General features: G+C 70.0%; 20 protein-coding genes and 1 riboswitch. Of the genes, 12 read left to right on the forward strand and 8 right to left on the reverse strand.

Annotated features, from left to right (window positions below; all coding sequences use genetic code 11):
• Positions 1-43 precede the first annotated feature (43 nt).
• Together BG418_RS29450 and BG418_RS29455 are read left to right on the forward strand one after the other, a co-directional pair.
• Positions 44-598 carry a heme-binding protein gene (locus BG418_RS29450; RefSeq protein WP_188277022.1) on the forward strand — a complete coding sequence of 185 codons (555 nt, stop codon included), beginning with the start codon at positions 44-46 and terminating at the stop codon, positions 596-598.
• 275 nt (positions 599-873) lie between these two features.
• Positions 874-2,292: a M1 family metallopeptidase gene (locus BG418_RS29455; protein WP_399000743.1), complete on the forward strand. Its 1,419-nt coding sequence runs from the start codon at positions 874-876 to the stop codon at positions 2,290-2,292.
• 27 nt (positions 2,293-2,319) lie between these two features.
• On the opposite strand, the gene BG418_RS29460 is transcribed toward BG418_RS29455, so the two are convergent.
• The gene (locus tag BG418_RS29460; RefSeq protein WP_188277280.1) at positions 2,320-3,825 is read right to left on the reverse strand and encodes a M4 family metallopeptidase; all 1,506 of its coding nucleotides are present in this window, start codon (positions 3,823-3,825) and stop codon (positions 2,320-2,322) included.
• Positions 3,826-4,407: 582 nt separating this feature from the next.
• On the opposite strand from BG418_RS29460, the gene BG418_RS29465 reads away from it, so the two are divergent.
• Positions 4,408-4,707 (forward strand): DUF6342 family protein, encoded by a 300-nt coding sequence (locus BG418_RS29465; RefSeq protein ID WP_188277023.1) that lies wholly within the window; start codon positions 4,408-4,410, stop codon positions 4,705-4,707.
• A gap of 72 nt (positions 4,708-4,779) precedes the next feature.
• On the opposite strand, the gene BG418_RS29470 is transcribed toward BG418_RS29465, so the two are convergent.
• A complete protein-coding gene (locus BG418_RS29470) occupies positions 4,780-5,355 on the reverse strand; it encodes a TerD family protein (RefSeq protein ID WP_188277024.1) in 576 nt (191 codons plus the stop codon).
• Between the two features lie 178 nt (positions 5,356-5,533).
• Here BG418_RS29470 and arfB point away from each other — a divergent pair, with 178 nt between their 5' ends.
• On the forward strand, positions 5,534-5,968 hold the full coding sequence (gene arfB / locus BG418_RS29475; RefSeq protein ID WP_188277025.1) for an alternative ribosome rescue aminoacyl-tRNA hydrolase ArfB: 435 nt from the start codon (positions 5,534-5,536) through the stop codon (positions 5,966-5,968).
• 27 nt (positions 5,969-5,995) lie between these two features.
• On the opposite strand, the gene BG418_RS29480 is transcribed toward arfB, so the two are convergent.
• Positions 5,996-6,562: a flavin reductase family protein gene (locus tag BG418_RS29480; protein WP_399000748.1), complete on the reverse strand. Its 567-nt coding sequence runs from the start codon at positions 6,560-6,562 to the stop codon at positions 5,996-5,998.
• 492 nt (positions 6,563-7,054) lie between these two features.
• On the opposite strand from BG418_RS29480, the gene cdgB reads away from it, so the two are divergent.
• Both cdgB and BG418_RS29490 read left to right on the forward strand, forming a co-directional pair.
• Complete coding sequence (gene cdgB, locus BG418_RS29485) at positions 7,055-8,725, forward strand: diguanylate cyclase CdgB (RefSeq protein WP_188277026.1); 1,671 nt, start codon at positions 7,055-7,057, stop codon at positions 8,723-8,725.
• 305 nt (positions 8,726-9,030) lie between these two features.
• Positions 9,031-10,041 carry a CBM35 domain-containing protein gene (locus BG418_RS29490; RefSeq protein ID WP_188277027.1) on the forward strand — a complete coding sequence of 337 codons (1,011 nt, stop codon included), beginning with the start codon at positions 9,031-9,033 and terminating at the stop codon, positions 10,039-10,041.
• Positions 10,042-10,106: 65 nt separating this feature from the next.
• Here BG418_RS29490 and BG418_RS29495 read toward each other — a convergent pair whose 3' ends face one another.
• The 3 genes from BG418_RS29495 to BG418_RS29505 form a co-directional block, all read right to left on the reverse strand.
• Positions 10,107-11,033 (reverse strand): 1-phosphofructokinase family hexose kinase, encoded by a 927-nt coding sequence (locus tag BG418_RS29495; protein ID WP_188277028.1) that lies wholly within the window; start codon positions 11,031-11,033, stop codon positions 10,107-10,109.
• Between the two features lie 111 nt (positions 11,034-11,144).
• On the reverse strand, positions 11,145-12,290 hold the full coding sequence (gene nagA, locus BG418_RS29500) for an N-acetylglucosamine-6-phosphate deacetylase (protein WP_188277029.1): 1,146 nt from the start codon (positions 12,288-12,290) through the stop codon (positions 11,145-11,147).
• Positions 12,290-13,258, reverse strand: coding sequence for an ROK family protein (locus tag BG418_RS29505; RefSeq protein ID WP_188277030.1), 969 nt, complete (start codon positions 13,256-13,258; stop codon positions 12,290-12,292). Before BG418_RS29505 ends, nagA begins: the two co-directional genes overlap by 1 nt.
• Before the next feature lie 306 nt (positions 13,259-13,564).
• Between BG418_RS29505 and BG418_RS29510 the strand changes: the two genes are divergently transcribed.
• The 3 genes from BG418_RS29510 to otsB are packed head-to-tail and all read left to right on the forward strand — an operon-like array spanning position 13,565 to position 15,950.
• Positions 13,565-14,782 carry an extracellular solute-binding protein gene (locus BG418_RS29510; RefSeq protein WP_188277031.1) on the forward strand — a complete coding sequence of 406 codons (1,218 nt, stop codon included), beginning with the start codon at positions 13,565-13,567 and terminating at the stop codon, positions 14,780-14,782.
• A 43-nt stretch (positions 14,783-14,825) separates the two neighbouring features.
• Positions 14,826-15,062, forward strand: a complete 237-nt coding sequence (locus BG418_RS29515; RefSeq protein ID WP_188277032.1) for a DUF3263 domain-containing protein — start codon at positions 14,826-14,828, stop codon at positions 15,060-15,062.
• 45 nt (positions 15,063-15,107) lie between these two features.
• Entirely contained in the window at positions 15,108-15,950 is an 843-nt protein-coding gene (gene otsB / locus BG418_RS29520; RefSeq protein WP_188277033.1) for a trehalose-phosphatase, read from the forward strand.
• A 171-nt stretch (positions 15,951-16,121) separates the two neighbouring features.
• Here the strand turns inward: otsB and BG418_RS29525 are convergent, their stop codons facing one another.
• Positions 16,122-17,519 (reverse strand): trehalose-6-phosphate synthase, encoded by a 1,398-nt coding sequence (locus tag BG418_RS29525; RefSeq protein ID WP_188277034.1) that lies wholly within the window; start codon positions 17,517-17,519, stop codon positions 16,122-16,124.
• 75 nt (positions 17,520-17,594) lie between these two features.
• Entirely contained in the window at positions 17,595-18,542 is a 948-nt protein-coding gene (locus BG418_RS29530) for a glucosyl-3-phosphoglycerate synthase (protein WP_188277035.1), read from the reverse strand.
• A 163-nt stretch (positions 18,543-18,705) separates the two neighbouring features.
• A riboswitch (SAM riboswitch) is annotated at positions 18,706-18,833 on the forward strand.
• 17 nt (positions 18,834-18,850) lie between these two features.
• Between BG418_RS29530 and thrC the strand changes: the two genes are divergently transcribed.
• The 3 genes from thrC (at position 18,851) to BG418_RS29545 (ending at position 21,101) form a co-directional block, all read left to right on the forward strand.
• Positions 18,851-20,146, forward strand: coding sequence for a threonine synthase (gene thrC, locus BG418_RS29535; RefSeq protein WP_188277036.1), 1,296 nt, complete (start codon positions 18,851-18,853; stop codon positions 20,144-20,146).
• Positions 20,147-20,174: 28 nt separating this feature from the next.
• Positions 20,175-20,453 carry a MoaD/ThiS family protein gene (locus tag BG418_RS29540; protein ID WP_188277037.1) on the forward strand — a complete coding sequence of 93 codons (279 nt, stop codon included), beginning with the start codon at positions 20,175-20,177 and terminating at the stop codon, positions 20,451-20,453.
• Positions 20,454-20,897: 444 nt separating this feature from the next.
• Positions 20,898-21,101, forward strand: coding sequence for a cold-shock protein (locus tag BG418_RS29545; protein WP_005315736.1), 204 nt, complete (start codon positions 20,898-20,900; stop codon positions 21,099-21,101).
• Positions 21,102-21,279 lie beyond the last annotated feature (178 nt).

A 21,279-nucleotide genomic window follows, 5' to 3' on the forward strand; every position in this document is an offset into this window, starting at 1 on the left:
TACGCCGACGGGGTGAGGCGGGGGCCGGGCCCAGGATCGAAGCATGGACACGAACCGCATCACCAGCCGTAACAAGAAGATCCTCGTCGGCGCGCTCGCCGCGGCCGCCCTCGGCGCCGGAACCTTCGGCGCGGTCAGCGCCACCGCCGCGCCCGCGAAGACCGGTGCCGCAGCCGACCCCGCACCCCGCGACCTCACCACCTCCACCCACCTCACCGTCGACGCCGCCATGAAGGCCGCCGACGCCGCCCTCGACGCGGCCCGGCAGGACAACCAGCGCGTCTCCGTCGCGGTCGTCGACCGGAACGGCAACACCGTCGTCACCCTGCGCGGGGACGGGGCCGGCCCGCAGTCGTACGAGTCGGCCGGGCGCAAGGCGTACACGGCCGTCTCCTGGAACGCCCCCACGTCGGTTCTGGCGGGTCGCCTCGCCCAGGCCCCGAACCTCAAGGACATCCCCGGCACCCTCTTCCTCGCGGGCGGCGCACCCGTCCAGGCGAAGGGCGCCCCGATCGCGGGCATCGGCGTGGCCGGGGCCCCGAGCGGCGACCTCGACGAGAAGTACGCCAAGGCGGGCGTGGCGGCCCTCACCAAGTAGCCCGCCCGGGCCGGGGCCACCCCGACCCCGGCCCCCACACCCTGCCCACAGCCACCACGTGGCGCGCCCACCCCGCACCCGGGCCCCACACCCCGCGCACCACGGGGCTCGGGCACGCCCCCACACCCCGGCCACCACGTGGCGCGAGCCCCCGCACCCCGGATCCACCGCCCCCCACTCCGGGGCAAGGGCACCCGACCCCCGCCCCCCAACCTCCAACCGCCCCGCCCCCGGGGCCCGGGCACCCCGCCCCCCACCCCCGTAAGATCGACCGCGTGGATCACCCCAGCCCGATACATCGGATACGTCGGATACGTCGGCTAGCCATCCCCAGCGCGGCCACCGCCCTCGTCCTCGCCCTCACGGCCTGCACCGGCGGTGTCGAGGGCAAGCCGGGTGCGGCCGGGGTGGGGGACAAGCTCTTTCCGAAGCTGGGCAACGGCGGCTACGACGTCGAGCACTACAGCCTCGCCCTCGACTACGACCCGGCCCGCAACCACCTCACCGGCACCGTCACCCTCACCGCCCGCGCCACCCAGAACCTCAGCGCCTTCAACCTCGACTTCGCGGGGATGGACGTCGGCTCGGCGACCGTCGGCGGCAAGCGCGCCGACGCCAACCGGGCGGGCGACGAACTGACCCTGCGTCCGGCCGACGAGCTCAAGAAGGGCGCCGAGTTCAACGCGAGCGTCAGCTACTCCGGCACCCCCAAGACCCTCACCGACCAGGACGACTCGCACGAGGGCTGGCTGCGCACCGCCGACGGCGCCCTCGCGCTGGGCGAACCGTCCGGCTCGATGGCGTGGTTCCCGTCCAACAACCACCCGAGCGACAAGGCCACGTACGACATCAAGGTGACCGTGCCGCAGGGGCTGCGGGCGATCTCCAACGGTGAGCTGAAGTCGATGTCGACGGCCAACGGGCGGACGACCTTCGCCTGGCACACCGGCGAGCCGATGGCGACGTATCTGGCGACGGTCGTCATCGGCAAGTACGACATCAAGGAATCCAAGACACCGTCAGGAATCCCCATCTATACGGCAGTTGACCCTGCCGCGGCCAAGGACTCCGCCGACGTCGTCGCCAAGCTGCCCGAGATCCTGGAATGGGAGAAAGTGAACTTCGGGCCGTACCCCTTCTCCTCCACCGGCGTCGTCGTCGCGCCCAAGGGATCGGCCGAGTACGCCCTGGAGACCCAGAACCGCCCGGTGATCCCGGTCGACCAGCTCGACGTCTCGACGCTGACCCACGAGCTCGCCCACCAGTGGTTCGGCGACTCGGTCACGCCGAAGAAGTGGGGGGACATGTGGCTGAACGAGAGCTTCGCGACGTACGCGGAGTGGCTGTGGAGCGAGGACCACGGCGGCGAGTCGGCGCAGGCGCACTTCGACGAGCAGTACAAGAAGGGCGCCGACGACAACATCTGGGCCTTCCCGCCCGCCGCGCCGCCGTCGGCCGCGCACATCTCGGACGAACCCGTCTACCAGCGCGGCGCGATGGTGATCCACCAGATCCGCAAGGCCGTCGGCGACGACGCGTTCTACGACATCGTGCAGGGCTGGGCGAAGGACCATCGCCATGCGAACGCCTCCACCGACGACTTCACCCGTTACGTCGAGGAGAAGTCCGGCCACGACCTGACGGACCTGTGGGACACCTGGCTCTACGGGGACGGCAAGCCCAAGTCCCCGTAGAGCAAGGCGAGTTGATCCCTTTCGGGGCTACTTCACATTGACGGCGGTCCAGGTGGCGGCGACCGTCTTGTACTCGGTGCTGGTGGCCCCGTACAGATCGGACGCGGCCTTCAGCGTGGCCGTGCGGGCCTTCGCGTAGTTGGTCGTCGACGTCATGTACGTCGACAGGGCCTTGTACCAGATCTTGTACGCCTTGGTCCGGCCGATCCCGGTGACCTTGGAGCCGTCGTACGTCGGGGAGTTGTAGCTGACCCCGTTGATGACCTTCGCGCCGCTGCCCTCGGACAGCAGGTAGAAGAAGTGGTTGGCGACGCCGGAGGAGTAGTGGACGTCCTTGTTTCCGACGGTCGACGACCAGTAGTCGGCCGACTGGCCGTCCTTGCTGGGCTTGTCCATGTACCGCAGCGGGGTGCCGTTGCCGTTGATGTCGATCTTCTCGCCGATGAGGTAGTCACCGGGGTCGGACGGGTTGTTGGCGAAGAACTCCACCGAGGTGCCGAAGATGTCGCTGGTGCCCTCGTTGAGGCCGCCGGACTCGCGGCTGTAGTTGAGCTTGGCGGTGGCGGCGGTGAGGCCGTGGCTCATCTCGTGCCCGGCGACGTCGAGCGCGGTGAGCGGCTTCTTGTTGCCCTGGCCGTCGCCGTACGTCATGCAGAAGCAGCTGTCGTCCCAGAACGCGTTGACGTACGCGTTGCCGTAGTGGACCCGGGAGTACGCGGCCTTGCCGTTGCCCGCGATGCCGTTGCGGTTGAGCTCGGTCTTGTAGAAGTCCCAGGTCACAGCGGCGCCGTAGTGCGCGTCGACGCCCGCGGTCTCGCGGTTGCCGGGCGTGCCGTCGCCCCAGGTGTCGACGGCCTTGGTGAAGAGTGTGCCGGTCCCGGAGGAGCCGCCCTTGAGGTCGTACGTCTTGTGCCCGCCGCGCCCGGCGTCGGTCAGGCTGTACGTGGACCCGCTCTTGGTCGTCCCGAGCGTGACCTTGCCGGAGTACTCGCTGGTCCCGGTGCCGGTGTCGATGGCCTCGTACGCGTAGAGCTGTGCGCCGGTGGCGGCGTCGGTGATGACATGGCGCTCGCTCGGGGTGCCGTCTGGCTGCGTCCCCTTCAGGATCGCCTCGTACGCGAGGACGGGCTTGCTGTCGGCGGCCCAGACGACCTTACGGGCGTTCTTGGGGGCGGCCTTGAGGGAGACGCCGGAGGTGGCGACGGCTATCCGCGCGTCGGAGGCCTTGCTGACCCCCTTCAGACTCCCGTCCTTCTTGGCGTGCACGACGAGGTCGCCGCCGAGGACGGGCAGGCCGTCGTAGGTGCGCTCGTAGCGGGTGTGGACGGTGCCGTCGGCGTCCTTGATGACATCGCGGACGACGAGCGATTCCTTGGCACCGAGCCCGATCTGGCGGGCGGTGGCGGTGGCGGCGTTCTGCGCGTCCTGCAACGCGGCGGCCCGCGCCGACACGCTCAACGGCAGCGCGGTCGCCCCCGCCTCGCGGTTGGCGGCGCCGGCGGTGGCGCCGGACTGCACGCCGACGACGACCATGGCGGCGGTGGCGGCAAGTGCGGCGGCACGCAAGCTGGTTCTCACCGGGGGTTCTCCTTCACTCGATCCGTGGTGCGTGGGGGGTGGTGCGAGTGGTGGCGCCCGTTCAGTTGTTTTTGCGGTGGGTACGGCAGCGATGGGTACGGCAGCGATGGCTGCTGCGTGTGGTGCGTGGGTGGAGCGTGCCAGTTGATGACCGCTTTTTGACAGTGTGCCGACAAATATTTGACCGGAATGTGTCCGTCAGGGAGTGAGTCGTGTCCGGTTAGCGATGTGATCGCGGTGGGGGCCGGAGCAGGTCGGGGGAGCGCTGGGGCTCAACTCCCGTACGCCTGCATCAAAGATCACGAACCGGAACCATCGTGACCAACTCCAGCAAAATCCAGTCATATTCACGCGGCCTGGTACCGCCAGGTGACCGAGCTGTGTAGGTTCTGGGTCGGTTCGAGTGACGTCGTACGTCACTCGGCCCGGGAAGCTCTTTCACTGGGGAGCGGGCACGTCCTGTCGGGGCTTCACGCACTGAACGACGCGGCCGAAGCCCATGAGGAAACGGCCCGCCGGAACTCGGGAGGAAGCCTCATGGCGGACATCGATCTCGGCGTGGCGTCGGACTGGGACGAGGGCGACACCCACGGCCGCGTCAAGCTGCGGCCGAACCAGATCTATCCGAACTCGCCCAAGAAGGACGTGCTCATCAGCTCGCCGGTGAGCATCGAGCTGTCGGTGAACACCAACTTCTCCACCTCCCAGGAGGCGGACAAGATCTACTTCACGACCTATCACGGCTCCACGAAGAAGATCATCGGGATACTCGACTCCGACGGCAACCTGTACATCGCCGGTCGCGTGATCACGGACCAGAAGGACCTGCGGTACTAGGAAGCGTCCTGCGGCCCCGAAGCTGAGAAAGCCCCCGGCGAGCTTGCCGGGGGCTTTCGTCCGTCACACCACTCAGACGTTGACGCCGAAGTCCTGGGCGATGCCGACCAGGCCCGAGGCGTAGCCCTGGCCGACCGCGCGGAACTTCCACTCCGCGCCGTTGCGGTACAGCTCGCCGAAGACCATCGCGGTCTCGGTCGCGGCGTCCTCGCTCAGGTCGTAGCGGGCGATCTCGGCGCCGCCGGCCTGGTTGACGATGCGGATGTACGCGTTGCGGACCTGGCCGAAGTTCTGCGAGCGGTTCTCCGCGTCGTAGATGGAGACCGGGAAGACGATCTTGTCGACGTCGGCGGGGAGGCCCGCGAGGTTGACGTTGATCGACTCGTCGTCGCCCTCGCCCTGGCCGGTGGTGTTGTCACCGGTGTGCACGATGGTCTGGTCCGGCGTCGACTTGTTGTTGAAGAAGACGAAGTGCGCGTCGGAGTAGACCTTGCCCGTCGCGTTCACCGCGATCGCCGAGGCGTCGAGGTCGAAGTCGGTGCCGGTGGTCGTGCGGACGTCCCAGCCGAGGCCCACCGAGACGGCGGTCAGGCCCGGAGCCTCCTTGGTGAGCGAGACGTTGCCGCCCTTGGACAGGCTTACAGCCATGGGATGTCCCCTTCATCGTGATGTGGTGCGGGCTACGGCTGTTCCCGAAGCTACCGTCACCCCCCTTAACGTCCGCAGGGGAGGTGGAGGTTCCAGCTCTCTTTACTTTCTTTGCCCGGGCGTCGGCGAGCGGGGGCGGACGCAAAAGAGGGTGACGTGGTGCCGTCCTCGGGGGACCATGGACGGCATGTCCGGGCCCTACTTCATCCGCGGCTCCGTCTCCCTCCCGGAGGCCGAGCTCATGTGGCGTTTCTCGCGGTCCTCCGGGCCCGGCGGGCAGCACGTCAACACCAGTGACTCGCAGGTCGAGCTGCGGTTCGACCTGGCGCGTACGGAGGCGTTCCCGGAGGTGTGGAAGGCGCGGGCGCTGGAACGGCTGGCCTCGCGGCTGGTGGGCGGCGTCGTGACCGTACGGGCCTCCGAGCACCGGTCGCAGTGGCGCAACCGGGAGACGGCGGCGGTCCGGCTGGCCGCGCTGCTCGCGGAGGCGACCGCGCCGCCGCCGAAGCCGCGCCGCGCGACGAAGATCCCTCGCGGGATCAACGAGCGGCGGCTGCGCGAGAAGAAGGCACGAGCGGACACGAAGCGCGGCCGCAGCGGCCGGGACTGGTAGGGGCTCCGCCCCGACGTAAGCCGCCCCTCACCCCAACTGCCGGTACCTGCCCCGGAAATACGACAGCGGCCCCCCCTCCGCACTCGGCAGGTCCACCCCCAGCACCCGTGCGATGACCAGCGTGTGGTCGCCCGCCTCCACGCGTTGTTCCGTGCGGCACTCCAGGGTCGACAGGGCACCGCCCACCAAGGGCGCGCCGCTGATCGGGCCGCGCTTGTACGGGATGTCGTCGAAGAGCAGACGGTCGCTGATGCGGCCCTTCATCGCGAAACGGCCCGCGACGTGGCGCTGGCTCTCCGCCAGGACCGAGACCGCCCACAGCGGCTGTTCCGCGAGCAGGTCGTCCATGCGGGAGCCGTTTCGTACGCTCACCAGGACCAGGGGCGGGTCGATGGACACGGACAGGAACGCCGTCGCCGTCATGCCGACGTCCTCGCCGCGCGGGCCGGCGTCCTCGTCGTGGGCGGTCACCAGGACCACTCCGGCGGCCAGCCGGGACATCGCGGCCCGGAACTCGTCGTTGCTCACCCCCTCAGCATGCGGGTTCTGCGCCGGGAGGGACGGAAGAGCTCGGAGAAGGTCTGTCTGCAACACGTACGGAACGCTAGTCTCCGGGGTCCACCCCGCACATCGGCCCCTGGGACCAGAAGGGGCGCAGATCGAGCCCTGGCGCTGCGTCGGAAGTCCTAGGACCAGGGCACTTTTCCCATCACAACCGACTTTTCCGGCTTCCCTGGCCGACGCCGTCCGCCCCGCCCCGCCCCGAACCCCTTCCCCCCACCCTCACCCCCTCCTGCAAAGTCGACCGTCCGTTCGAGCGCCTACCGGCCCCAAAAACCGGCATTAATGCCCGTTTGCTGGAGCGAACGCAAGCAGCCTTCATGGGTGGCGAATCCACCCCTCTCATCACCCCATGTGACTTGAGTCACAGAGTGCAGTAATTGTTGACCCTGTGTACCGAGTGGGCAGCTCGCTGTGATTCAGTGACGGGGACACTGCACGAAAAGCGCCCAACAGACGCCCACAGAGAAGTCGCGCCGATCAAGAATCCTGGAGTTGCTGTCGAGGTCTCGGGGAGAGCGAGCAATGGAGACCGAGTCGGAGCCGTACGTCCGTCTTGCGACTCTGCGGCAGCTGCATCAGGTGGTCACCGACCTGAACACGGCCCGCAGTCTGGCGGACACGCTGCAGACCGTCGCCGATGGCGTCATCGCCGGGCTCGGATACGAGCTGGCCTGCGTCAATCTCGTACGCCCTGATGGGGATCTGGTCGTTGCCGCCTTCGCGGGCAATGCCGCTGCCGAGGCTCTGATCACGGGCCGCGTCGGCTCGCGCGCCTCCTGGGAACGCCGGCTCACCATGGGTGAGGGCTGGGGCGATCTGCGGTTCATCCCGCACACCGAGGGCTGGGTGCTCCTCGAGGACGATGTGCCGCAGTGGTACACCGAAGGGCCCGAGCCGCGCTTCGAGGACGAGTGGCACCCCCAGGACCGGCTCTACGCGCCGATGTACGCGTCGGGCGGCGGGCGGGAGCTCCTGGGCGTCATCTCGGTCGACAAGCCGCGCAACGGGCGGCGCCCCGGCGCGTGGGGGCGCGAAGCGCTCCAGATGTACGCCTCGCAGTCCGCCATTGCGATCAGCAACGCCCGGCTTCGCGCAAATATGCAGCGCGCTCTGGTCCGTCTGGAGCGCGAGCAGCAGGCGCTGCGGGCCAGCGAGGAGAGCTTCCGGCAGGCCTTCGAGTACGCGCCGTCCGGCATGGCCATCGCCGAGATGGGTGGTGACCAGCACGGACGTCTGCTGCGCACCAACGACGCGCTCTGCCGGCTGCTCGGACGGCCCGCTTCCGTGATGCGCCGCTACTCGTTCGCCGACCTCGTCCACCCCGAGGACATCGGTCTGCTGCTGCGCACCTCGGCCGAGGGAGGCCGCGCTGAGCTGCGGCTGGGTCGCCGCGACGGCACCTACGTCTGGGTCTCGCTGCGCAACTCCGTCGTCGCCGATACCGCCGACGGTCCCCGTTTTCTGCTCACCCATGTAGAGGACATCGAGGAGCGCAAGCGGCACGAGCTCCAGCTCGCCCACCGCGCCTCACATGACTCGCTCACGGGTCTCCCCAACAGCGCAGAGCTGCGCGCCCGCCTCTCCTCGCGCCTGTGCCAGCGGCCGTACGCGGTCGGCGCGAGCGCCGTGGAGGCGCTGGACGCGGCGTACGGGGCGCACGACGGGCGGGGCGAGACGCCGGGGCACGCCGTGTGCGCGCCGGGCGGCTTCGACTTCGAGGCGGTGCCGGGCGGCGGCCCCTTCGACCACCACGTCCACACCGTCGCGCCGCCCGAGGGCGACGTCGACGACGGCAGCAAGGGCCTGGCCGTCCTCTTCTGCGACCTCGACGGCTTCAAGTCGATCAACGACCGGTTCGGCCACAACACCGGCGACGCCGTCCTCATCGAGGTCGCACGCCGGCTCACCACGGGCGTACGCGACGGGGACACGGTCGCCCGGCTCGGCGGCGACGAGTTCGTCGTCCTCGCCGACGGCCTGGGCGCGGCCGACGCCGCCGACCTCGCCGTACGGCTGCGCAACGCGATCATCCCGCCGATAAGGGTGGACGGCCGCGCGGTCCGGGTAGGGGCGAGTTTCGGCATCGGCTGGGCCAGCTGCGGGATGTCCGTCGAAGAGGTCCTGCGCTCCGCCGACCAGCGGATGTACATCGAGAAGCGCTCGCGCTCCAAGGTGCACCGGCGCGCCGGGTAGCCGCTGGTCAGCTGTGAGCCTTCTGGCCGTACGGTCGGGCCTGTCCGGTGGATCTGGCCGCATGCGGTCTCGGATGCCCTTTCGGTGCTGGTGAGCGGGGGTCTGGTGCGTGCAGCTGCAAGGCGGAGGAGGGCGGCGACGCGGAGCGTCGGCAACCGACGACAACGCGGCAGATGTGCGTGCCAGAGCCGCGCGTCCCAGGCCAGATCCACCGGACAGGCCCTGGGGGCAAGCCATGATGTCGGCCGTTCGGGGTAGGCTCGGCCGGTCGGCGACGGCTGGCGAACAGTGAGGAGTGACCCCGGATGACGCCCGGCAACAACGGCGCGAGCACGCCCGAGGACGACGATCCGTTCGGCTATCTGTACGAGGACGGGCAGGCCTCCGGCGCCACCCCGCCCCGCTCCGGCGGTTACGGCTACGGCTACCCCGGTCCGGCCACCCCGCAGCAGCCCGGCGTGCCCAGAACCTCGTACAACCAGGTCCGTACGGTCGGCGAGCGCCAGTACGGCCAGGTCCCGCCGCAGCAGCAGTACGGCCAGCAGCCTTACGGTCAGCCGCAGCAGCAGTACGGTCAGCAGCCGTACGGGCAGCCCACCGCGCAGTACGCCGCGCCCGAGACGTACCCCGGTGGTGCCCCCACCCGCCAGGGGCCGCCGTCCGACGGTGGTCACGGCGGCGGACGCGGTGGCCGTGGCCCCAACACCAAGGGTCTGCTGATCGGCGCGGTCGCGGTCGTCGCGGCGGTCGTCATCGGCATCGGTGTGGCGCTGCTCAGCAACAGCGACAGCAAGAAGGACGACAACGCGGGCGGCAAGCCGTCCGGCGGCGCGTCCGCCAGCGCCCCCACCCAGCCCTCCGACAAGCCGTCCGACTCGGCCTCCCCGGCGGCGGACCTGCCGAAGCAGGACGCGGCGACGCTGAAGCTCGGCGGCGGCACGGTGCTGGCCAAGGACGTCAAGGGCGCGGAGGGCACCGGCGGCGCGTACGTCAACGGCTTCAACCAGGTCGGCGCCTCGCTCACCTGGCAGGCCGATCTGCCGTCCAACGGCGGTTACTTCCTTTACGTGCGGTACGCCAACCCGGCGAAGGAAGCGAACGCGACGGTCACGGTCAACGGGCAGCCGAACGCGCAGCCGATCCGGCTGGGGAACTTCATAGGGTCCACCGACCCGAACCTCGAGAAGAACTGGCAGACCACCTGGACCCAGGTCACGCTCAAGAAGGGGACGAACACGATCAAGTTCTCCTGTGAGCAGGGGAACCAGTGCGACGCGATTTTCGACTGGGTCGAGATCAGTAAGACGAAGAAGTAGTCGGCGGGTTACGTCTCGTTTCGGGTGCGGATCGTGCTGGGTTGCTCGCGCAGTTCCCCGCGCCCCTAGGGGGCTGTGCTCACGGGGGTTACTTGGACCCTGCCCAGCAACTCCCCGTACGCCGCCCCGTCGTACTCCCCCGCCACCGGCGAAAGAACCGTCGCCGCCGACAACGCCACCGCCCGCGTCAGGCGGTCCGGCCATGGCAGGTTGTCCACCAGGGACGACAACAGGGCCGCGACCGCCGAGTCGCCCGCGCCCGTGGGGTTGCCGTGGACCTTGGCCGGTGGGGTTGCCTGCCAGGTTCCGTCCGGGGTGACCGCCAGCATGCCCTCGGCGCCGAGTGAGGCGACCACCGCGTGCGCGCCCCGGCGGCGCGCTTCCCGGGCCGCGCGCAGGGGCTCGCGGGAGCCGGTGAGGCGGGCCAGTTCGTCGGCGTTGGGCTTGACCAGGTCGGGGCGGGCGGCGAGGCCCCGGCGCAGGGGTTCGCCGCTGGTGTCCAGGAGGACCGGGACACCGGCCGTGCGGGCCCGACGGATCAGGTCCGCGTACGCGCCCACCGGCACCCCCGGCGGCAGGCTGCCGCAGAGCGCCACCGCGTCCGCCTCCCGCAGCAGCGACTCGTACGCCGCCAGGAACGTGTCCCACTCGGCGGCCGTGATCTGCGGGCCCGGCTCGTTGAGCTGGGTGGTGTCGCCGGTGGCCGAGTCCACCACCGCGATCGTGCGGCGGGTGGTCCCGGCGACCGGGACCAGCGCGTCGACGGGCGCCAGCGGGGCGAGCAGTTCGCGCAGGACCGCGCCGGTGCGGCCGCCCGCGAAGCCGGTGACCACGCTCTCGTGGCCGAGCGCGGCCAGTACGCGGGCGACGTTCACGCCCTTGCCGCCGGGCCGTTCGGTGACCTCGTCCACGCGGTGACTCGCGTGCGGGACGAGGGCCGGGACCCGGTAGGTGATGTCGAGCGCGGTGTTCAGCGTGACGGTGAGGATCACGAGGTGATCATGCCAAAGACACCGTGGCCGGGCCCAGACCCCGTAAACGGTTCGCAGCGGACGGAGTCCTGGACCTCGACGGTCCGGAAACCGCCACCGGCCATGGTCGACTCAGACCCGGCCCGGCTCCACGATCCACTCGCCGCGCCGCATCACGCCCCTGACCGTGAACTCCGCGTCCAGGACCACCAGATCCGCGTCCTTGCCCGGTTCGAGGGAGCCGACCCTGTCGTACACGCCGAGCAGGCGCGCCGGATTGGCCGAGATGGCGCGGACGGTGTCCTCGACCGAGAGGCCGTCGATCGTCACCGCGCGGCGGAACGCGCGGTCCAGGGTGAGCGTGGAGCCCGCGATCGAGCCGCCCTCGACGAGGCGGGCGACGCCCTCCTTGACCTCGACCTCCAGCGGCCCGAGGTGGTAGAGCCCGTCGCCGAACCCGGCCGCGTCCATCGCGTCCGTGATGAACGCGACCTGGCCCGCACCCTTGTGGTGGAAGGCGAGTTCGAGCGCGGCGGGGTGCAGATGCGTTCCGTCGTTGATCAGCTCGACGGTGATCCGCTCGTCCTCCAGGAGCGCGGCGATCGGGCCGGGCGCGCGGTGGCCGAGCGCGGGCATCGCGTTGAAGAGGTGGGTGGCGACGGTGGCGCCCGCGTCGATCGCCTCGGCCGTCTGCTCGTACGTGGCGTCGGTGTGGCCGATGGCCGCGACGACGCCGTGCTCGGCGAGCAGCCGTACGGAGTCGAGGCCGCCGGGCAGTTCGGTGGCGAGCGTGAACATCTTCGCGGTGCCGCGTGCGGCGTCCATCAGCTTGCGCACCTCGGCCGGGTCCGGGTGGCGCAGCAGGTCCTCGCTGTGCGCGCCCTTGCGGCACGGCGAGATGAACGGGCCCTCGAAGTGGATGCCCGCCAGGTCGCCCTGCTCGACCAGCTCGGACAGGAGGCCTGCGCGCTGGGCCAGGTAGTCCATCTCGCCGGTGACGGTGGAGGCGACGATGGTGGTGGTGCCGTGCAGCCGGTGGGTGTGGACGCCCTTGAGGACGTCCTCGACCGTGCCGTTGGTGAAGGAGGCGCCGCCGCCGCCGTGTACGTGCATGTCGACGAAGCCGGGGACGACCCAGTGGCCGGTGAGGTCGACGCGGGCCGCGTCGTCCGGCGCCGAACCGGCGATCTTCCCGCCCTCGACGATCACGCGTCCGTTCTCGACGACGCCGGTCGGCAGGACGACGCGGGCGCCGGAGAGAACACTGCTAGCGGCCATCAGGCGGTTACCTCCGTGGAAGGGGGAGTGGGGGCGCCGGGGTGCTCCGGCTTCGCGAGCAGGTCCCAGGCGAGCAGGCCCGCGCCCAGGCAGCCCGCCGTGTCGCCGAGGGCCGCCGGGACGATCGAGGGCAGCTTCTGGAACGTCACGCGCTCCTGGACGGCCGCCCGTAGCGGTACGAACAAGGTTTCCCCGGCTTCGGCGAGTCCGCCACCGATGATCAGCGTGCGGGGGTCGAGCAGGGTGAGCGCGGTGACCAGGCCGTCGGCGAGCGCGTCGACCGCGTCCTGCCAGACGGCGATCGCCTTCGGGTCGCCGGACTCGACGGCCTTGGCGCAGTCCGCCGCGTCCGCGTCCGTGTCGCCGCTCGCCTCGGCCCACGCCTGGGTGACGGCGGAGGCGGACGCGAGGCGCTCCAGGCAGCCCCGCTGGCCGCAGCCGCACTGGATGCCGCCGGGGCGTACGACGATGTGGCCGATCTCGCCCGCGTAACCGTGGGCGCCCGGCTCGATGCGGCCGTCGATCCCGATGGCCCCGGCGATCCCGGTGCCGAGCGGGATGAACAGGAACCGGTCGGCGCCCTTGCCCGCGCCGATGCGGCCCTCGGCGAGGCCGCCGGTGCGCACGTCGTGGCCGAGGGCGACCGGGATGCCGTCCAGGCGCTCGCTGAGCAGGCGCCGCATCGGGACGTCGTGCCAGCCCAGGTTGGCCGCGTAGACCGCGATGCCGTTCTCGGCGTCGACGATGCCGGGCACGGCGACGCCGGCTGCCAGCGCGCTCTCGCCGAGGCGCTCCTCGCCGTACGCCCGCAGCTCGGCGGCGAAGTCGAGGATGCCCTCGACGACGGCGTCCGCGCCGCGCTCGCGGCCGGTGGGCCTGCGGGTCTCGTGCAGCAGGCTGCCGTCCACCCCGATGAGGGCGGCTTTCATCCCGGTGCCGCCCACATCCAGGGCGATGACGTGTCTCACGGGGGACAGTCTGGCTCGTTCACCCATGAAAGGTCTAGTCCACTCACCGTGTGACGGGTAAGCGTTTTCCCAAGTCCCGTACGGATTGGGGGCGTACGCGCGTTCGCCTCGCGGCAGAAGTTGCGGAAGTGAGACCCAAGTGGTGTAGACCTCAGCCCCGGCTGCGGGAGAAGATCGCAGCTCATGTAGACAGGACGTTGCGAACAGGGCGTTCACGGGGGAACGACTGGCAACAACGAGGGTGGAGCAGTACACGTGCAGCGGCGACGCTTGGCAGGGACGACGGCGGCGGTTGTCGCACTCGGTATGACAGTCGGCCTCTCCGGATGCGGCAGCGACAGCGGCTCCGGGAGCGTCACCCTCAAGCTGGTCGCCGCCGACTACGACATCGCGGGCGGCGACTCCACCAAGGCGTACTGGCACAACGTTGTCAGCGAGTTCGAGAAGAAGAACCCCGGCATCAAGGTCGACGTCTCCGTCTACTCCTGGGACGTCGTCGACGCCAAGGTCGCCGAGATGGTGAAGGCGGGCAACGCCCCCGACATCGCGCAGATCGGCGCGTACTCCGACTACGCCGCGAGCGGCAAGCTCTACGCCGTCGACCAGATGCTCTCCATCCCCGTCCAGGCCAACTTCCTGGCGCCGCTCGCGGACGCGGGCGAGATGAAGCGCACCCAGTACGGCATCCCGTTCGTCGCCTCCACGCGGCTGCTCTTCTACAACAAGACGCTGTTCAAGAAGGCGCACATCGAGCCCCCCACCACCTGGGCCCAGCTGGAGGCCGACGCCAAGGCGCTGAAGGCCAAGGGTGTGAAGACCCCGTTCGCGCTGCCGCTCGGCAGCGAGGAGGCCCAGGCCGAGACGATGATGTGGCTGCTCAGCGGGGGTGGCGGTTACGTCAACCAGGTCGCCGGGTACGACATCGACTCCCCGGAGAACGTCAAGACGTTCCAGTGGCTGAAGAAGGACCTCGTACAAGCGGGTCTCACGGGACCGGTCGCGCCCGGCAAGCTCAACCGGCAGGCCGCGTTCGACGCCTTCGCCAAGGGTGACGTCGGCATGCTCAACGGCCACCCGTCGCTGATGGGGGAGGCCCGCAAGAAGGGCGTGGACTACGGGATGGTCCCGCTGCCCGGCGTCGAGGGCAAGGCCAAGGCGGCGATGGGCGTCGCCGACTGGATCATGGGCTTCAAGCAGAACGGCCACCGCGAGCAGATCGGGAAGTTCCTGGACTTCACGTTCAACGACCAGAACGTGTCGACGTTCGCGGACAAGTACGACCTGCTGCCCGCGACGCGCTCGGCGTCCCAGGCGATGCAGAAGGACGGCAAGCACCAGGACCTCGACCAGTTCCTGGCCGCCCTGCCGACCTCGGAGCTGCCGCCGGTCGGCAAGACGTCGTGGCCCAGGGTCAGCGAGGCGATCAAGAAGCGGATCGGCGCGGCGGTCCAGGAGAACGACGACCCGAAGGCGGTCCTGGAGGGCATCGCGAAGGTGGCCCTGGACGCGGAGAGCGCGGAGTAGGTACGGGGTGGGTTCGTCACCGCGACCCGATACGTTGGATCGTATGACCGACAACCCCCTCGGCGAGCGCGAGAAGGCCGTGCTCGCCATGGAAGCCCGTTCCTGGGCCGGCCCCGGCGCCAAGGAGCGGGCCGTACGGGAGCGGCTGGGGATCTCGCCGACCCACTACTACCAGCTCCTCAACGCCCTCCTCGACGACGAGCACGCCCTCGCCCACGACCCGGTCACGGTCAACCGCCTGCGCCGGGTGCGCGAGGCGCAGCGCGAACGACGTTCGTAACGCAGCGCCATGGCTGTGGCCCGACCTCGCCGCTAGGGTCGTGCCATGGGCAGCCAACCGCACCCCCTGCCGACCCCTGCCACCTCCGCCGGACGCGACGCTCTCGCCGCGATCCTGGCGACGCCCGAGCGGGCCGTGGTCGCGCTCGACTTCGACGGCACGCTCGCCGAGATCGTCCCCGACCCGGAGCAGGCCCGCGCCCACCCCGGCGCCGTCCCCGCGCTCGCCGCGCTCGCGCCCAAGGTCGCCTCGGTCGCGGTGATCACCGGGCGTCCGGCGGGTGTGGCCGTACGGTACGGGGGCTTCGCGGGCGTCCCCGGTCTCGAACACCTCGTCGTGCTCGGCCATTACGGGGCCGAGCGCTGGGACGCGGTCAGCGGGACCGTGCACGCCCCGGCGCCGCACCCCGGTGTCGCGGCCGCGCGGGCCGAACTCCCGGGCGTACTCGACACGCACGGGGCGTGGCGGGGCACGTGGATCGAGGAGAAGGGGCAGGCTGTCGCGGTCCATACGCGGCGGGCCAGCGACCCCGAAGCCGCGTTCGCCGCGCTCCATTCCCCGCTGGCCTCGCTCGCCGCCCGGCACGGGCTGATCCTGGAGCCCGGGCGGCTGGTCCTGGAGCTGCGTCCGCCGGGGATGGACAAGGGGATGGCGTTGGCGGAGTACCTGCGGGAGGTTGGGGCGTCGGCCGTTTTGTACGCGGGGGACGACTTGGGTGACCTGCCCGCGTTCGCGGCGGTGGAGAAGTTGCGCTCGGACGGGGTGCCGGGGCTGCTGGTGTGCAGCGGGTCTGCGGAGGTCCCTGAACTGGCGGAACGGGCGGACGTGTTGGTGCCGGGTCCGTCGGCGGTGGTCGCGTTCCTGTCGACGCTGGCATCCCGCTTGTAGAGCACCCCACCCCACCCCTTCCCGAAACTCTCCGAGGGATCTCAGCCAACGTCAAAGGAGGGCCCGAAGGGCCCATCAAGGGGCGCGGGGAACTGCGCGATCAGCCCCCACCGGTCCGCAGACGAACGACACCCGCCGGAGGCTTTCGGGAAGGGGCGGGGTGGGGGAAACTCAGCGCCCGTCGGCGGACCGCAGCGCTTCCACCTGGTCCAGGAACCACCGCTGCGGCGGCAACGCAGTCGCCGCGGCAGCCAGCCGCTTCGTGCGGGCGGCACGCTCCTCCCGGCCCATGGACAACGCCTCATGCAGCGCGGACGCCGTCCCGGACACGTCGTACGGGTTCACCACCAGCGCGTCAGAACCAAGCTCCTCCCACGCCCCCGCCTCCCGCGACAGCACCAGCGCGCAGCCCTCGTCGGACACCACCGGCACCTCCTTGGCGACCAGGTTCATCCCGTCCCGGATGGGATTCACCAACGCCACGTCCGCCAGCCGGTACGCCGCCAGCGACCGCGCGAAGTCGTCCTTGACGTGCAGCACGACCGGGGTCCAACCAGGCCTCCCGTACGCGGAGTTGATGGACGAAGCCACCCGTGCCACCTCCGCCGTGTACTCCCGGTACACCGCCAGATCCTGCCGCGACGGATACGCGAAAGCGACATGCACCACCCGCTCCCGCCACTCCGCCCGCTCCTCAAGCAGCTGCCGATACGCCAGCAGCCCCCGCACGATGTTCTTCGACAGCTCCGTGCGGTCGACCCGTACGATCGCCTGCCGGCCCGCGCCGATTTCCGCCCGCAGCGCCGCCATCCGCGACTCCACGTCCGGCTCATGGGCGCGCTGCCGCAGGAACTCCGCGTCCGCGCCCAGCGCGTGCACCCCGATCCGGGTGGAGCCGGTTCCGCCAAGGACCACGGAACAGCAGCGCGTGAACGCGTCCGCCCACCGGTGGGTCAGGAAGCCCAACCGGTCCGCGCCGAGCATCCCCCGCAGCAGCTGCTCGGCCACGTCGTCCGGCAGCATCCGGAAGTACTCCACCGGCGCCCACGGCGTGTGCGAGAAGTGCCCGATCCGCAGGTCGGGGCGGAGTTCGCGGAGCATCCCCGGGACCAGGGCCAGGTGGTAGTCCTGGACGAGGACCGTCGCCCCGTCCGCCGCCGCCTCCGCCAGCGCCTGGGCGAACGCCCGGTTGTACGTCTCGTACGCCCCCCACTGCCGTCGGAACTCCGCGTCGAAGACCGGCTCCAGAGGCGTCTGGTACAGCATGTGGTGGACGAACCAGAGCACCGAGTTCGCGATCCCGTTGTACGCGTCCGCGTGCACGGAGGCGTCGATGTCCAGCATCCGCACACCCGGCTCGGCGACCCCGCGCCGCACGGCCTCCCGGTCGCCGTCGCCGAGCGCCGAGCACACCCACAGCGAGTCCGCGTCCTGGCCGATCGCGGAGAGGCCCGAGACCATTCCGCCGCCGCCGCGCCGGGACGTGAGGGTCCCGTCGTCGCCGAGGGCGTAGGAGACCGGGCCGCGGTTGGACGCGACGAGGACCTGGGCAGCGCGCGCGGAGACCATGGACACGAACCTAGCCCGTACTGGAATGCCTCAAACGTACGAACGGCGGCACGGACCCCTGATGGACACGCCGGCTTACGCCGCCCGATGCACCGCGTACTCCGAGATTTCCCGCATCGGCGGCCGCTCCTCGGTGTCCACCGGGTACGTGCGCGGCACGAACCCGTCCTCGCCGCGCTCGAACTGGGTCAGTGACGGGCGCACCAAGTGGGCCCGGGAGAGCCGGAGTTGGGCTGTGCGGTAGATCGCGGCCGCCATCCGGCCGAGCGCCTGGCCGTCCTGATGGCGGTGCTTTCGTACGCCGACGTCGACCTGGGCGAGCGCGTCCAGGCCCACCGTGTGCAGCGCGTCGACGAGCAGCCCCAGCTCCACTCCGTAACCGACCGGGAACGGCAGTCGCTCAAGCAGCGAGCGCCGGGCCGCGTACTCGCCGCCGAGCGGCTGGACGAAACCGGCGAGCTGCGGCCAGTGCAGGTTGAGCAGCGGGCGGGCCACCAGCTCCGTGACGCGACCGCCCTGACCTGCGGCGGAGCCCAGGGGACGGTCGTACATCGCCTTCACGAAGTCCACGTCCGGGTCGGTCAGGAGCGGGCCGACGATGCCGGACACGAAGCCCGCGTCGAACTCCTTCAGGTCCGCGTCGACGAAGCAGACGATGTCACCGGTGGTGACCAGGAGCGAGCGCCACAGCACCTCGCCCTTGCCGGGCAGGGCCGGGATGCGGGGCAGGATCGCGTCCCGGTGCACCACCCGGGCGCCGGCGGCCGCGGCGACCTCGGCCGTACGGTCGGTGGAGCCGGAGTCGATCACCACCAGCTCGTCGACCAGCGGCACGTCCTCGGTCATCAGCTCGCGCCGGATCGCGGCGACGATCTCGCCGACCGTGGCCTCCTCGTCGAGCGCGGGCAGCACCACGCTGACCGTGGTGCCGCTGCGGCGCTTGGCGGCCGTGATCCGGTCCAGCGGCCGGTCGGCCGCGGACCAGGAACGCCTGCTCAGCCAGCGCTCCACCTCTTCCAACACGAGCCGGGGCCTCCTTGTGCGGTGTTCTGTGATCCATCTCGCGGTTCGGACGACTGTCTCAACCGTCCATGCCTTCGGTTACAGTCTTGAACAACGCGGATGACCGTCGCATGTCGGGGTCGTCGCGCGAACAAATGCCCGGGTCCTGGACCCGGTGCCACAGCGCTCATCCAGAGGGACTGAGGGAACGGCCCGTTGAAGTCCCGGCAACCCTCCTGCCGACCGCGAGGTCACGGTGGGGAAGGTGCCAATTCCGTCTCATGGCGAAATGCGCCATGGGGAAGATGAGGAGAAAGGGCCTCGCCATCATGGCTGTGCACACTGTCGACACCGTCGCAAACGCCTCCAGCACCGTGAACCTCGGACCCGCCGTCGCGCTTTCCTGCCGGGAATGCGGAGAGCGGTTCGACCTCGGCCCCATCTTCGCCTGCGCCCTGTGTTTCGGGCCGCTCGAAGTCGCGTACGACCTTCCGACGGGTGACCCCGAGGCGCTGCGCGCGCAGATCGAAGCGGGCCCGGACAACATCTGGCGCTATGCGCCCCTGCTGCCTGTTCCGGCCAATGTGGCTGAAAAGCCCAACCTGAATCCCGGCTTCACCAAGCTCGTCAAGGCCGACAATCTCGCCCGCGAGCTCGGCGTCACCGGTGGCCTTTACGTGAAGGACGACTCCGGCAACCCGACGCACTCCTTCAAGGACCGTGTCGTCGCCATCGCCGTCGAGGCCGCCCGCGCGTTCGGCTTCACCACGCTCTCCTGCTCCTCCACCGGCAACCTCGCGGGCGCGGTCGGCGCGGCCGCCGCCCGGGCGGGCTTCCGCTCGTGCGTCTTCATCCCGCACGACCTGGAGCAGGGCAAGGTCGTCATGGCCGCGGTGTACGGCGGCGAGCTGGTCGGCATCGAGGGCAACTACGACGACGTCAACCGCTTCTGCTCCGAGCTCATCGGCGACCCGCTGGGCGAGGGCTGGGGCTTCGTCAACGTCAACCTGCGGCCGTACTACGGCGAGGGCTCCAAGACCCTCGCGTACGAGATCTGCGAGCAGCTGGGCTGGAAGCTGCCCGACCAGATCGTCATCCCGATCGCCTCCGGCTCGCAGCTGACGAAGATCGACAAGGGGCTCCAGGAGCTGATCAAGCTGGGGCTCGTCGAGGACAGGCCGTACAAGATCTTCGGCGCCCAGGCCGAGGGCTGCTCGCCGGTCTCCACCGCCTTCAAGGCGGGCCACGACGTCGTACGGCCGCAGAAGCCGAACACCATCGCCAAGTCCCTGGCCATCGGCAACCCGGCGGACGGCCCGTACGTCCTGGACATCGCCCGGCGCACCGGCGGCGCGGTGGAGGACGTGAACGACGAGCAGGTCGTCGACGCGATCAAGCTGCTCGCCCGGACCGAGGGCATCTTCGCCGAGACGGCGGGCGGTGTGACGGTCGGTGTCACCCGCAAGCTCATCGAGAACGGGCTGCTCGACCCGGCGCTCACTACTGTCGTCCTCAACACGGGGGACGGCCTCAAGACCCTGGACGCCGTGGCCCCGACGACCGGCCCGACCGCGACGATCCGCCCGAGCCTGGACGCGTTCCGCGACGCGGGCCTCGCGCACTGACCCACCGGCCACGGAAAGGCAGCACACCATGAGCGTCAACGTCCGCATCCCCACCATTCTCCGTACGTACACCGACGGCAAGGCCGAGGTCGCCGCCGAGGGCACGACCCTCGCCGAGGTCATCGCGGACCTGGAGAAGAACCACACCGGGATCGCCGCGCGCGTCCTGGACGACCAGGGCAAGCTGCGCCGCTTCGTCAACGTGTACGTGAACGACGACGACGTCCGGTTCGAGCAGGGCCTGGAGACGGCCACGCCGGACGGCGCGGGCGTCTCGATCATTCCGGCCGTCGCCGGAGGCTGCTGAGCCAGCAGAATCGAGGGCGGATCACTCGCCTTCGCACCACTGAGAGTTACCTGAATTGCCCCCTCCGCAAGCTAAGCGGAGGGGGCAATTCAGTGTGGTTGAGCGCGGTACAGTGGGGAAGTCCCCTTCGTTGTGCGTGCCACGTGCATATGAGAACGCGACGAACCGGCGTCGAGAAGCAGTCAAAGTGTTCGAGCATATTGCTCCTTAAGTGCGCTTTGCCCGGCCCGACTTGCCCCGGAATGCTGGAATACACGGCATTCCGCTCCTCACCCCTGCCCGGAATTCTCGTCCGATTGACCTGTTGCAGAGGGCAGTTGGGCAGATACATTCAGCCGCGGTCGACGCGTTCCGGCGCACACCCTCTCCTGTCGGAGGGTGCAGGTCTGACCCGGGTCCGCGAAGTGTGGTCCCGTGCAAGGGCCAGTAATAGGGGAGTTAGGCATGGCTCAGGGCACCGTCAAGTGGTTCAACGCGGAGAAGGGGTACGGCTTCATCGCGGTCGACGGTGGTGCGGATGTTTTCGTCCACTACAGCGCGATCCAGATGGACGGCTACCGCACCCTTGAAGAAGGTCAGCGAGTCGAGTTCGAGATCTCGCAGGGCCAGAAGGGTCCGCAGGCGGACATGGTCAAGCTCGCCGTCTGATCTCGGCGCGATCGGCCACCGACGCACTCACGCCGTGGGGCCCGCATCCCCTGTAAAGGGATGCGGGCCCCACGTGCGTCTCCACGCGCCGGAGCGCGCGCCGGAGCCCGTCCCCGACCGGGGGACTGTGCTGGGACGGCCTTGCACTCTCCTGGGTCGAGTGCTAATCATTGGCGTT

Origin of the sequence: Streptomyces sp. CBMA152 (genome assembly GCF_014596475.1) — a bacterium.
In the GTDB taxonomy this organism is placed as follows: domain Bacteria; phylum Actinomycetota; class Actinomycetes; order Streptomycetales; family Streptomycetaceae; genus Streptomyces.